We start from the raw sequence: 12384 nt of genomic DNA on the forward strand, positions 1-12384 counted from the left end.
CCACCGACGTCTTACCCTCACCTATTGATCAGCGCGTAGGGTAGGGGCGTGAGCAGCACCCTCTTACAGACCACCCAGCAGTGGGGCCGGAACAACTGAGATGCGGCTCCTCTTGGTCGAAGACGACGCCCGCATCGCTCTGCCCACGGCTCGGGCATTGACCGACGCGGGGCATCAGGTCGATACCCAGTCAGATGGTGTGCGTGGGCTAGACGCGGCCCGCACAGGCGGCTACGATGCCCTCTTGCTGGACGTGATGCTGCCGGGTTACAGCGGGTTTGAGGTGGCGCGCCGACTGCGGGCGGAACAGCATCCGGTGCCCATTGTGTTTCTGACAGCCCGCGACGCCCTGCATGACCGGGTAGAAGGGCTGGATCTGGGCGGCGACGCTTACCTGACCAAACCATTCGAGTTGCCCGAGCTGCTGGCCACGCTGCGTGCCATCGTCCGGCGGAGCGAAACAGCACGGAGTGCACAGGTTGCGTTTGTGGATGGGCGCGGCCTGTTGGACGCTCGCCACCGTCAGGTGTGGTGGGAGGGTGAATCGGTGGGTCTAACGGCGCGTGAATATGCCCTGCTGGAAACCTTGGTGTTGACGCAGGGCCGCTGGTTTACCCGTGACGAACTGCTCTCACGGGTGTGGGGGCCGCAGTTTGGTGGTGAGGGACGGGTGGTCGACGTCTACATCAGCTATTTGCGCCGCAAGCTGTCGCCTGAAGCCCTGCTGAGTTCGCGTGGTTTGGGGTACCGGCTCCCGTGAACATTCGGACGCGGCTGGCAGTGGGCGCAGGCCTTCAGACCATATTGGTGGTGCTGGTGGTGGCCGCCCTACAGTTTTTAGCCCTGCGATCCTTTTTAGCTGTCGCAGAGTATGAGCGGCTGGAGATGCTGGTGCCTCAGCTGGAGCAGGAATTGGCTGCCCAGCCGCCCCAAGCAGGGCAACCGCCCCTTGAGATCCAGGGATTGCCCCGCAATGTGGATGTGCGCGTGCTGCAAGGGGAGCGAATCGTGGCCCAGACGCCCAATTTTCCGCCGGTACCCAAGTCGTTGCCGCGTGGCTACCGGCCCAGCGCAGGCCATGACGTCTTGGTGGCCACCGTTAATCTGAACGGTCAGGCCGCCACCGCTCAACTGGCCAGCGACGTACTCGGCGTAGTCAATCCGCTGCGGGCCTATCTGCGGGCCTTGATGATCACGGCACCCGCGGCGGCCCTCTTGGTCAGCCTGCTGAGCTTCTGGTGGGCTGGACGCCTGCTGAAGCCGCTCTCCCGATTGGAAGCTGCTGCTGAGCAGGTGGGCCGGGAGGGCAATCTGCGTGCCCGGCTGCCCGGCGCGGGGCGACGCGATGAGGTAGGCCGCTTGGCTGGGGTGCTGCAAACGTCGTTCGGACAGTTGGCAGAGGTGCGTGAGCGCGAAACTGACTTTACCCGCGCAGCCGCCCATGACCTGCGCTCACCCCTGACCGCGCTCAAGACCCGCCTGCAGGGGGCGCTGGGAGGACCACGCTCGGCAGCGGAACTGCAAGACGAGATTCAGGAAGCGTTGGCCGATGTCGAACGGATGCAGCGGCTCACAGAACACTTGCTGTTGTTGGCCCGCGGCACTCAGCACATCCACGCCGTTCCTCTGGATCTGGCTCAGGTGGCGGGGGAGGTGGTTGACCGCACCCGTGAACAGCTGCCGGATGTGCGGCTGGAATTCGAGTCGCAGGGAAACACGACCGTCTGGGGAGACACGGCGTTGTTAACGCACCTGATCGAGAACCTGATCGACAATGGGGTGCGGCATGGTCAGGGCACGGACATGGAGGTGTGCGTGACTGAACAGGGTGACCAAGTGTCGTTGGTCGTTCAGGATTCAGGCCCAGGGGTTCCCCCCGAAACTCTAGGGCGCTTGACAGAAGCTTTTTACCAGCTCGACACCGCCCGCAGCGGCGAGGGGCACGGTCTTGGGCTGGCTATTGCCCACCAGATTGCCGGAGTTCACGGCTCCCAGCTGCACTTCAGGAACCGGCAGCCAAGCGGCCTTCAGGTTGCTGTGGCTCTGCCCAGAAGCAGTCCGCATCTCCCGGGCCGGACTCTCGACACCCCATCAGATTCGTTTGAACACTGAGCAGAAAGAAGGCCCGGAAACTGCAGCCTCCACACTGAGGCGGGAGCACACGCCGGCCACGCACCCCGAAGGCACGGCTTGGTCTCCCGAATCCCTGACCAGCCTCTCTTACACCCGTCCAACGTTGGGGGGCTCTTATAGGTCTGAGACTGTTCGCAGAGGGTACGGCCCGGCGCCAACGTCTCAGAGGAGACCTCCGGATGAAACAGACATTCAACCACGGGTTGGGCCTTGTGCTCTTGGCAGGTGTAGCCTGGCTGCATTACCGCGACATTCCAGACAAGTTGGGTGAAACGCCGTACCTGGGCTGGATGTACATCCTATTGGTTGCAGGCTGCTCGGCAGCCGGAGCCTGGTTACTCAGTCACCAGTGGCGGTCGGGGTATGGCCTGGGCTTGATCATCTCCGTGGGGGCCATCGTGGCCTACGCCCTGACCCGCACCACTGGACTCCCCAATGCACGCGGTGATATCGGCAACTGGGCAGAGCCTTCCGGAGTCCTCGCCCTGCTGTTCGAAGCGGCGTTTGCGGTTCTGGCGGTGATGCAACTGCGCCGCGCCGGAGTCAATTCGGCTCCTCACCCTTCACAGCAACTCAGATAAAAGCAGCTGAAACCAGCCTTGAGCAGCTGTGAGACTTAGGAAACGGCCTCCTGAACCGTTCAGGCCCACTCCGTGGCTTGGAGCTGATCCCTCCATTTTTTCTGCGCCTCTTTGGGGGCGTTTTTGCTGTTCCACGCACTCCAGATACCAACGACACACCGCGCGACTCCATTACACTCCTCCTCTGACCAACCCCGCCCCAGTCACGGTTTCCCAGTCCTTCGACGCTGGAGTTTGAACAGGGCGGCGACAATCTGACTGTCCGCAGGTTGCCGGCCTTCAAGCTTGAGGGCCTTGATGGTGGCGAGGTCGAGAGGATGGGGCTGGTGGGAGGTCAAGATTTTATCTTTGGACATGCTGAGGCTCGTGCGCCGGCTCAAGCGTGGGCTCAGGCGGGCACACACTATCTCTCAGGGGACAGGGGGTAGCTGGGGGCTGGGGAGATGGCGGGCTCACAATGGGCCACCGCAATCAATAGAGGCCACAGCATTTGCTGCGGTGCACAGTGGAACTGCAGACTGAATCTGCAGTTCATCCCAGATTCTTTGGCTTAAACCCTACCGGGAGCGGCATCAGACTGACCGCAAACCCACACCCAAAGACAAGGGGGCTGACTAGCGTAGGAACACTACCTCACCCTTAAAAGACAGGTCACCATTAAACTTTCCGAGTGAGTTCAACTCACCATGGTGAGGACGGTTTTTGAACTTGATTTCAACGACCTCCATGCAAATCACGTCTCAAGCGACAAAAGAGCCCTCTCCCCTTGCGGGGGAGGGTAAGGAGGGGGATGGACGGCGTAGCCGTTCCAGGACAGGAATTTCCAGCAACACCTGAACAGTTTCCGAGCGACTGACCCAGGAAGCGGTCTGAACAACAGATGGGCATCACCCGATCACGCTCCGATCATGCCTCCTGGATTAGCGTATGGACATGTCGATGATCTCCCGCACCGCAACGGCAGGCCAGTCGGTCTTCAGCCAGATTTACGTGCTGCGTCTGTGGCACGAACTGTCGGCTGAACCCACCCCCGGCGAGACCTGGCAGGCCAGTCCGTTTGACCCCCGCAGTCAGCGGCGATGGCATGTTCGTTCAGCGGCAGCTTGGATGACGGCTCTGACCAGGGGCGCCCCTGACTGGTTTCAGGATGACGGGGAACTGGGGGCGCAGGCATGACAGGCCACAGCAGGTTCATACGGCACGCTGTTCTCTCTGCCCTGATGCTGGGCAGCGCCCAGGCACAGTTTTTCACGCCGTCTTTCCAGAACTACCAGACCTTCGCTCAGCGCTCGGTGGGCTACGTGGCGGCCACTGTGAAGCCGGATTTCACGGCCCTGGCCGTCACGCAGGCCCTCAAGCCACCCGCAGCGCCTGTAAAATACAAATACGCCCTGGCCAGAACCGATTTTGCTTTCAAGGGCCAGCCCACCCAGCAAAGTCGCTGCGCCCAGATGGCCACCCGGCCCGACGATCAGCGCCAGATGGCCGCGCTATGCCTGGGGCTGTTCCAGAACATGGAGGCGCTGCCAGAGTTCCGCAAACACAACGTCTCCACCGCCCTAGCCGTCCTGATCGGCGTCAGTTTGCAGATCAGCCGGGGTCAGGAACTGGATGAAGCCAGAAGCGACCTGCTGATCCGGGGCCTGAACGACGTGCTGATCGACAGCCAGACCATGAAGGGCACACGCGCAGACCTTCAGGCCACCTACGAGTCAGCGTTGATGACGGCAGGATTGATCGTCACGCTGTTTCAGCAGGGCGATGAAACCCAGGATGCCCAGCTCAGTGCCGCCGCCAAGGCGCTGGCCCAGAGCGTGCTGCTGGGCTTCGGGGTGAAACCGTGAAGACCCTGCTGACCCTGCTTGCGATGCTCGGTGCGTCCGTCGCGCAGGCCACCTCAGCAGGCATCCTGTGGGCCGGGCCATCAGGCGAGGTTGCGGGGACGGTGCTGCTGGCCTGCGTGAGCGGCACCCCGGCCTGTGCGCCGTCGTCACGGGCGCAGCGGTTAAGCGGCTCCGGGAAATACGCGGTCTACACCTGGACGCCCCCCAACGAGCAGCCCGCGCTGTTCCTGGCCTGGCGGGACGTGAACGCCAACACGCAGATCGACGCGGGCGACGAACTCGCGCAACTGGACGGCGTGGATCCACTGAAGGGCCGCCTGGGCCGCTACGACGGCAACTGGAAGGCGTTCCTGGGCAGCAAGCGACTGGATGACCTGTACCAGACTGAAACGCTGGGAACACTACCCCCTCAGGGGCCGATGCCTGCGCTGGCGCAGATTCCCGTGACGGCTGGCCCGGCACAGCCAAGCACTTCGCCTGCACGCGGCAGCTTCAATGGCACCTGGCTGCTGATCGGCGCTTTCCCCGGCCCGCTGCCCCAGGCGCGGGACTGGAGCCGGCCCGCCACCCTGCGCCCGGACGCCGCCTGGCCGCTGATGAATGTCGGTTTCCAGGACCGGTTCAAGGGGCGGTACCTGCTGACGCTCGATCTGCCCCTGCCTCCAGCGGGCTGTCAGCGCCAGTCCCTGAAGCTTGAAGGTCAGTTCGACACGGCGGGCGGCGTCCTGAAGTTCCGTGATACGGCCAAGACCCTGACCACCGAATGTGCCGGAGCCAGCAAGGGAGGTGCAGTCACCGCGGAGACCCAGGTCCAGTGTCAGATGGTGACCGCCGCGCTGCCTGCCGCGCAGCGGGCCAGCACTTACACACAGTGTCTGGCCGCTCTGTCTTCATCGGGTGGTGAGACCACGCGCACCACCCAGAAGCAGCCGCTGGAGACCCATACCTACCGCTACCGCCGCTATGACCTGCATCTCAGCACGGATGAACGTAACGGGTCCAACTACCTGCTGTTTCTGGAAGACGAGCGCGGGCAAATGTACGTGTACAGGCGCAGTTGACTCACTCGACCTCGCCCTGTGGAGTGGGCTCCGTTCCTGCGGGGCTGAACGTGGTGAAGGGTGAAATGCTGGCCAACTCGCATGAGCGCTTTCCGGACCTGCAGTGTAGAGGCGTGTGAAAACACTCGTTTCCGCGCCCTTTTTGAGCACGCGATCAGGACGCTCTTCCGGCCTTGCAAAACCCTGTTGCGCCATCATCTGCCGTGGCAACCCATTTTCGCAAGGCTGAGGCGCGCCTGCAAGTTGGCCAAAATTTGGCCCTTCGCCAAGTTGAGCCCCACCAAGTGGGCGATGAAGGCCACGTTGCGCGCGAGGCCCAGGGTGGAGTGGGGCTTTAGGTCAGAGGGGCCGTCACTGATGCCACACCGACTGTGGGCTGATCCACAGCACTGGCGTTCTCTGGAGCTCGCGGCGCTACCGGCAACAGGTTCCGTTCAGAGTCGTGTTTCAGGCCTTGAGCCATGAGTTCTTCTTACAACAGCCGCAGTTGCAGTTGATTGGCGGTGTGAGGGTGAGTCAGTTTTGCACACGTGGAGTTAAGCCCCGATCATAGGAGGCACCCCATGACCCAGCGCAAAACATACACCGCCGAATTCAAGCGAGATGCTGTCCAACTCGCGCAGTCCACCGAAAATATAGCGGGCACCGCCCGCGACCTTGGCATTGGACTCTCTGCCTTAAGAAAGTGGATTAAAGCCGACCAGCACAATGGGGAGTTGGCCTTCCCTGGTCAGGGCCGTCAACTCTTGACACCTGAACAAGAGGAACTCAAACGACTCCGCAAGGAGAATGAAATTTTGCGTCAGGAGCGCGAGATATTGAAAAAAGCCGCGGCCTTCTTTGCCAGAGAGACCACGCGTTGAGATACGTGTTTATCCAACAGTGGCGCACCCAGTACCCGTTGAAAGTGTTGTGCCGGGTGCTGGACGTGTCCAGCAGTGCGCTTTACAGCTGGCAAAGAAGGCCATCATCACCACACGCTCAGCAAGACGCGCTGCTCCAACAGCGCGTCCGTGTGCTGCACGAAGCCAGCAAAGGGCGTTACGGTGCGCCTCGTCTTCAGGCCGATCTGCGCGCTGAAGGACAACCTGTTTCCCGCAAACGGATTTCGCGCTTGATGCGGGCTGCTGGCCTGCGGGCCAAGGGAAAACGACGATTCGTACGAACGACGGACAGTGAACACACCTGTGCGGTCTGCCCCAATGTGCTCAACCGAGAATTTGCCGTTCAGCACGCCAATACAGTGTGGGCTTCTGATCTGACGTGTATTCCCACCAAAGAGGGTTGGCTGTATGTGGCCGTCACACTTGATCTGCATTCACGGGCGGTGGTGGGGTACGCCATGGAGGCCCAGATGCCAGCGACCTTACCCTTAGCAGCCTTGCGGATGGCCGTGGGCGCAAGGAAACCTTCGCCTGGTCTCCTCCACCACGCAGGGCCGTGGAAGTCAATACGCCAGCAAAATTGTTCAAGCCGAATTGACGCGCATCGGTGCGCAAGGGAGCATGAGCCGGAAGGGCAAGTGCTGGGATAACAGCGTTCTAGAGAGCTTTTTCAGCTCCCTGAAACGGGAGCTGCTGGACACTGCTCCCTTTGAAAGCCGAACGGTAGCGCGGCAAGCCATCTTTGAATACATTGAAGTCTTCTACAATCGACGCCGACGCCACTCGACCCTGGACGACTTGACACCATACGAGTTTGAGCGCCAAGCTCAAGTGGCTTAACCAGATGTGCGCAGAACCGATTCAAGCCCAAGCAGCAGGAGCAACGCTTCGCGAGTCAGCTCCTCCGCCCTACCCTCAGCCTACCGAACCTGACTTCCGTCTGCCAACCCCAAATAGGCGAGGCGCTAATCACATACATTCAACCTCTTTTTCGGCTGATCAAAGGATGCCGGTTTCCGCGCGACTGGAATGGCCTGTTGCAGACCTCTTCCCCCCTCGGTTCGTCTCCAGTATCAACCTGCGCGTGTGGGTTCACCCGCCGCAGTCCAGCGATGAGCAGATCGACCAGGCGACGGGCGTCGTAATGGGGATCGGTTCCAGCACCGATGCAGAGGTTGCCCACCCCGCGCATCAGTTCGTAGGCCTGGATGCCTGGGCGAATCTCGCCAGCCTCCACCGCCGCGTCCAGAAAAGCCGTGCATACCGGCGCCAAGCGGTCGAGCAGGTGGCGATGCAATGCGTCGAAACTGGGATCGCCCGGCTGCATCACGTCGGCCAGGCCATGCTTGGTCGCCAGAAAATCCACGAAGAGCTGGATCCACTCTGCCAATGCAGCGTAAGGGCTGGCGTAGCGGGCGAGCAGCACTGGACCAGCCTCGGCACAGGTCTCGACCTGATGGCGGTACACGGCGATGATGAGGTCGGCCCGCGTCGGGAAATGACGGTAGACCGTGCCGATGCCGACCCCAGCCTGGGCCGCGATCTCGCGTACCGAGACTTCGACGCCAGATGTAACGAACAGGGCGGCGGCGACGTCCAGCAGCGTCTGTTTGTTGCGCTGAGCGTCGGCCCGCTGGGCAGAAATGCGTGGCGCGGAGGGCGCGTCTATGTCGGTCACTCTTCAAATCTCCTTGACTGGCTTGACAAACGGAACACTGTTCCGTAATGTATGGGAACGACGTTCCGCTTAACCAGCATAGCCGATGGAACGCCCGGTGACCAGACCCCTCTGATCCTGACCTCCTCAACCCAACGGAGTCCCACATGCATACCGCTTTTATCACCGGAGCCAACAAGAGTATTGGCTTTGAAACGGCCCGCCAACTGCTGCAACAGGGCTATCACGTCTACCTCGGCAGCCGCACTTTAGACAATGGATTGAAAGCCGTAGCACAGCTCAACGCTGAAGGCTTGACCGAAGTCGAAGCCATCCAGATTGACGTGACCGATCAGGCGTCCATTCAGGCGGCGCGGGCAGAGATCGGCAGCAAGACGGCGTCGCTGGACGTCTTGATCAACAACGCTGGAATCAACGGCGGCATGCCGCAATCGGCGCTCAAAGCCGACATCAGCGCTTTTCGCCGGGTGTTCGATACCAATTACTTCGGCGTCGTGATGGTCACCCAGGCGTTTATCGATCTGCTCCAGCAGGCCCCGCAGCCGCGCATCGTGATGGTGTCGTCAAGCACAGGCTCGCTCACCCTACAAAGTGATCCCACTTGGAAATACTACGCGCATAAAGGTGCCGTCTACTCCCCGTCAAAGGCGGCCCTTAATTTGTACACCGTTGCTTTGGCCTATGAACTGCGCGACACGCCGTTTAGAGTCAATGCGGTTGACCCCGGCTTTGTCGCCACCGACTTCAACGGGTACCGCGGCACCGGCACCGTGCAGGAAGCCGGGGCGCGTCTGGTGAAATACGCCGTGTTGGACGAGCACGGCCCCAGCGGCAAGTTCTTCAGCGAGGAGTACAACCCGGCCACCGGCGAAATCCCCTGGTAAGCCAGACCCTTCAGCGCCGTTCGGCTGATCTTCCCCGCGCCCCTTTCAGCAAGGAACAGTCCCCAGGAGACTTCATGCGTGTTTTTGTTACAGGTGCCACCGGCTTCGTCGGTTCCGCTGTCGTCTCAGACTTACTCCGGGCCGGCCATCAGGTGCTGGGCCTCGCCCGCACCGACGAGGCGGCCCAGTCGCTGAATGCCGTGGGTGCCGAGGTGCATCGGGGCAACCTCGAAGACTTGGAGAGCCTGCGCCGCGCCGCAACTAGCGCTGAGGGCGTGATTCACACCGCTTTCAACTACGACTTTTCCAACTTCGCGCAGCATAGTGAGAATGATCGCCGGGCTATTGAGGCGCTGGGCGAGGCGCTCGCAGGCACCGACCGGCCCCTGATCGTCACCTCCGGGCTGCCCATCACGCCGAACCGCCCAACCACCGAGGACGACGCACTGCCGGACGCGCCAGGGAGCAGGCCCAGGGTCTCTGAACAGACTGCCCTGTCGATGGTGGAGCGCGGCGTGCGGGCCGTCGTGGTCCGGATGCCGCAGGTTCATGACCGCGACAAGCAGGGGCTCGCCACCTTCATGATCGCGCTGGCCCGCGAGAAGGGCGTCTCAGCTTACGTCGGGGCCGATGAGGGCCGCTGGCCCGCCGTCCACCGGCTTGACGTGGCCCCGCTTTACCGGTTGGCCCTAGAGTAGGGCGTGGCCGGGGCGAGATACCACGCGGTGGCTGAAGAGAGCCTGCCGGTGAAGGCCATGGCACAGGCCATCGGACAGGGCCTTGGGCTGCCGGTGGTGGCCCTGTCCACCGAGGATGCCGCCGCTCATTTCGGCTGGTTGGCCTTCCCCGTCGCCATGGCCGCACCGGCGTCAAGCGCCTTGACCCAGCAGCGACTGGGCTGGCGTCCAGCCGGGCAGCCCGGTTTTCTCGACGACCTCGAACACTCCCACGCCTTCTCCTTCTAGTCCTGAGCCGCCGCACGCGCCTGCACTCGTCGCCCAGGGCAAGCCGAGACCAAGGGACAACCAACACCTCATCCAAGGAGTCTTGCCATGAACACCCCTGTCAGCACCGCCGACTTCATCCCCGTGAATGAATCTACGCCCGTCCTCTCCTTCAGCCCGGTGGTGCTCAGCGTGCCAGGCCGCCTGGTGCCGCTGGAGCTGAAGGTGTCCGTGCCCGCCGTGGGCGACCAGCTGCCGGTCATCCTGTTCTCGCACGGCCACGGGCGATCAAGTTATCTCTCCTCACTGCGCGGGTACGGCCCGCTCGTAGACTTCTACGCCGCCCACGGCTTCGTTGTGATCCAGCCGACCCATCAGGACTCCAAGGCGCTCGGCCTCGACCCCACGGGTCCCGAAGGACCCTTGTTCTGGCGCTCCCGCGTCCACGACATGCACTCTATTCTCGACCATCTGGATCAGATTGAGGCGGCTGTGCCAGGCCTGAGCGGACGACTCGACCGCACCCGGATCGCCGCGGTCGGGCATTCTCTGGGCGGGCACACCGTGGCCATGCTCGCGGGCATGCGGATCACCAGCCCCAACGACGGAACCGCCCTCGACCTCTCGGATGCGCGGATCAAGGTAGGCGTGGTGATGGCCGGGCCGGGCAACGGGGCCGACCTCGCGGCTTTCGCGTCCGAGCACTACCCGGATCTGCGCAACAACAGTTTCGCCGAAATGACGACGCCGGCCCTGGTGGTTGCGGGTGACAAGGACGTAAATCCCATGTTTTCAGATCGCGTGGACTGGCGTTCCGACCCGTACTTCCTGAGTCCCGGCCCCAAGGATCTGCTGACGATCGTCGGCGGGGAGCACATCCTCGGTGGCGTCTCCGGCTACGACGCCGCCGAGACGACCGATGAAAACCCCGAGCGGGTGTCGGCGGTTCAGCGGCTGACCTGGGCCTACCTCCGCAGCGCACTCTACCCTGAGGACCGCGCCTGGGACACCGCCCGCGCCGCGCTGAAGGGCCGGGCCGAGCCGCTGGCCCGAACCGAGTCCAAGTAACCTAACCTGTCGCACCAAATGGCCGTCGGCAGCGGCTGTCCGGTGCTATTGATCTCTACATCAGTCTGCGACGCTATGAGTGCAGGGGCATCGTCCCAGTGCGGAATTTTGGTTCTACGTCAACACGTGAAGAGCAAAAAGCGTCGCCAACTTTGGCAGAGATCAATAGTGGTAGTCCGTTGACTGAGCCTGATGAACGAGCCAGGGGCCGTGTCCATCGCTGAGGTCGACCAACCCACGCCGCGAAAAACAACGTGTTTCTGGGATCACCAAGACAACTCAACGGACTACCAATAGTCTTCAGTCTCCTGATCCTCGAACCTGTAGCTTTGCAGCTCCTTCGCATTGTTGTCGGTCTGCTCTATGACAGCGGCTTTGGCCACTGCTGCCAGAATGTCTACCACGGCCCACACGATCCCCATACGTTCCCCCTCCTTGTTGATGCTCAGTAGAGGGTTGTGTTGCCTTAACTTGGCTCTCGGCAGGCGGAGGGCAGGGGTGGCCTGAAGTTCAGGCCACCCCTGCCGCGATGTTCGACCATGTCTGGAACGCTTTTCGCTGATGATTTTGTCTGGTCGAGGCGCAGATGCTGGTTCGGGAGTAGTGGTGGCTGTTGGTGATTCGGGCGTGTAGATTCAGGAATTCTTGAGCACGTTTCCGCCGCTTGAAACCCTGCTGACTTCGCTCTTGTCGCCGTGTAGATCGGTGTTCTTGCTCAATGATGTTGTCGCAGCGCCGCGTGGAGATCACCTGCTGGTGGTCAACGTTGGCTAGGCTGGGAAGCGCTCGGATGGCCGCCCCGTAACTCCGAAGCTGATCGGTGTGAATGACCGCTGGGGCATCGTATTCACCCAGCAGCCGGGTCAGGAAGGTCTTTGCAGCGTCGGTGTCGCGATGCCGCTGAAGCAAGATATCGAGCACGAAACCGTGCTCGTCGACCGCTCTCCAGAGCCAGTATCGGACGCCATCAACGCTCGTACACACCTCGTCCAGATGCCACCGGGAACCCCGGCGGGGTTCCCGGTGGCGCAGTTCTTCCGCAAACAGGGAGCTGAATTTCATGCACCATTCGCGGAGGGTCTCGTGGCTGACCTGAATGCCACGCTGGTGGAGCAGTTCCTGCACGTCACGGTAACTCAAGGGGAAGCGGTGATAGAGCCAAATGGCGTGCTGGATGATCGTCATCGGAAATCGGTGGCGGTAGGGCTTGGCGTCGGTCACGGACGGTCAGCGTACCCCGGCCCAGTTAAGGCAACACAACCCGCAGGACAAACGACGCAGGTGGTTCGAGAAGCGGTGAAATTAAA

Annotated in this window: 12 protein-coding genes and 1 pseudogene; 11 read left to right on the plus strand and 2 right to left on the minus strand. The window is 62.0% G+C overall.

The features are described 5' to 3' along the window. Positions 1 to 100: 100 nt before the first annotated feature. From E7T06_RS14490 to E7T06_RS14520, 7 genes and pseudogenes are all read left to right on the plus strand, one after another. On the plus strand, positions 101 to 760 hold the full coding sequence (locus tag E7T06_RS14490) for a response regulator transcription factor (protein WP_136366495.1): 660 nt from the start codon (positions 101 to 103) through the stop codon (positions 758 to 760). After that, positions 757 to 2112 carry a HAMP domain-containing sensor histidine kinase gene (locus E7T06_RS14495; RefSeq protein WP_136366496.1) on the plus strand — a complete coding sequence of 452 codons (1356 nt, stop codon included), beginning with the start codon at positions 757 to 759 and terminating at the stop codon, positions 2110 to 2112. The genes E7T06_RS14490 and E7T06_RS14495 overlap by 4 nt, the downstream gene beginning before the upstream one ends. A gap of 200 nt (positions 2113 to 2312) precedes the next feature. Then, a complete protein-coding gene (locus tag E7T06_RS14500) occupies positions 2313 to 2714 on the plus strand; it encodes a hypothetical protein (protein ID WP_136366497.1) in 402 nt (133 codons plus the stop codon). Between the two features lie 933 nt (positions 2715 to 3647). Continuing rightward, on the plus strand, positions 3648 to 3890 hold the full coding sequence (locus E7T06_RS14505) for a hypothetical protein (protein WP_136366498.1): 243 nt from the start codon (positions 3648 to 3650) through the stop codon (positions 3888 to 3890). A gap of 44 nt (positions 3891 to 3934) precedes the next feature. Next, complete coding sequence (locus E7T06_RS14510) at positions 3935 to 4558, plus strand: DUF6683 family protein (RefSeq protein ID WP_136366499.1); 624 nt, start codon at positions 3935 to 3937, stop codon at positions 4556 to 4558. Beyond that, positions 4555 to 5619 (plus strand): hypothetical protein, encoded by a 1065-nt coding sequence (locus E7T06_RS14515; protein ID WP_136366500.1) that lies wholly within the window; start codon positions 4555 to 4557, stop codon positions 5617 to 5619. The genes E7T06_RS14510 and E7T06_RS14515 overlap by 4 nt, the downstream gene beginning before the upstream one ends. Positions 5620 to 6182: 563 nt before the next feature. Next, a pseudogene (locus E7T06_RS14520) lies at positions 6183 to 7343 on the plus strand (IS3 family transposase). A gap of 139 nt (positions 7344 to 7482) precedes the next feature. Here E7T06_RS14520 and E7T06_RS14525 read toward each other — a convergent pair. After that, entirely contained in the window at positions 7483 to 8181 is a 699-nt protein-coding gene (locus E7T06_RS14525) for a TetR/AcrR family transcriptional regulator (RefSeq protein WP_240741079.1), read from the minus strand. A gap of 146 nt (positions 8182 to 8327) precedes the next feature. Here E7T06_RS14525 and E7T06_RS14530 point away from each other — a divergent pair, with 146 nt between their 5' ends. The 4 genes from E7T06_RS14530 (at position 8328) to E7T06_RS14540 (ending at position 11077) form a co-directional block, all read left to right on the plus strand. Continuing rightward, positions 8328 to 9065 carry an SDR family oxidoreductase gene (locus tag E7T06_RS14530; RefSeq protein ID WP_136366501.1) on the plus strand — a complete coding sequence of 246 codons (738 nt, stop codon included), beginning with the start codon at positions 8328 to 8330 and terminating at the stop codon, positions 9063 to 9065. 74 nt (positions 9066 to 9139) lie between these two features. Then, a complete protein-coding gene (locus tag E7T06_RS14535; RefSeq protein WP_205750941.1) occupies positions 9140 to 9763 on the plus strand; it encodes an NAD-dependent epimerase/dehydratase family protein in 624 nt (207 codons plus the stop codon). A 57-nt stretch (positions 9764 to 9820) separates the two neighbouring features. Next, a complete protein-coding gene (locus E7T06_RS21515; RefSeq protein ID WP_205750942.1) occupies positions 9821 to 10030 on the plus strand; it encodes a hypothetical protein in 210 nt (69 codons plus the stop codon). Positions 10031 to 10117: 87 nt separating this feature from the next. Then, positions 10118 to 11077, plus strand: a complete 960-nt coding sequence (locus E7T06_RS14540; RefSeq protein ID WP_136366502.1) for an alpha/beta fold hydrolase — start codon at positions 10118 to 10120, stop codon at positions 11075 to 11077. Positions 11078 to 11587: 510 nt separating this feature from the next. On the opposite strand, the gene E7T06_RS14545 is transcribed toward E7T06_RS14540, so the two are convergent. Continuing rightward, on the minus strand, positions 11588 to 12298 hold the full coding sequence (locus E7T06_RS14545; protein WP_136366503.1) for an IS6 family transposase: 711 nt from the start codon (positions 12296 to 12298) through the stop codon (positions 11588 to 11590). Between the last annotated feature and the right edge of the window lie 86 nt (positions 12299 to 12384).

It is taken from the genome of Deinococcus sp. Arct2-2, assembly GCF_004801315.1.
Classification (GTDB): domain Bacteria; phylum Deinococcota; class Deinococci; order Deinococcales; family Deinococcaceae; genus Deinococcus.

Coding starts and splice junctions, on each gene's coding strand:
- E7T06_RS14490 (WP_136366495.1), top strand. CDS start 101: ATGCGGCTCCTCTTGGTCGAAGACGACGCCCGCATCGCTCTGCCCACG.
- E7T06_RS14500 (WP_136366497.1), top strand. CDS start 2,313: ATGAAACAGACATTCAACCACGGGTTGGGCCTTGTGCTCTTGGCAGGT.
- E7T06_RS14505 (WP_136366498.1), top strand. CDS start 3,648: ATGTCGATGATCTCCCGCACCGCAACGGCAGGCCAGTCGGTCTTCAGC.
- E7T06_RS14510 (WP_136366499.1), top strand. CDS start 3,935: ATGCTGGGCAGCGCCCAGGCACAGTTTTTCACGCCGTCTTTCCAGAAC.
- E7T06_RS14530 (WP_136366501.1), top strand. CDS start 8,328: ATGCATACCGCTTTTATCACCGGAGCCAACAAGAGTATTGGCTTTGAA.
- E7T06_RS14535 (WP_205750941.1), top strand. CDS start 9,140: ATGCGTGTTTTTGTTACAGGTGCCACCGGCTTCGTCGGTTCCGCTGTC.
- E7T06_RS21515 (WP_205750942.1), top strand. CDS start 9,821: ATGGCACAGGCCATCGGACAGGGCCTTGGGCTGCCGGTGGTGGCCCTG.
- E7T06_RS14540 (WP_136366502.1), top strand. CDS start 10,118: ATGAACACCCCTGTCAGCACCGCCGACTTCATCCCCGTGAATGAATCT.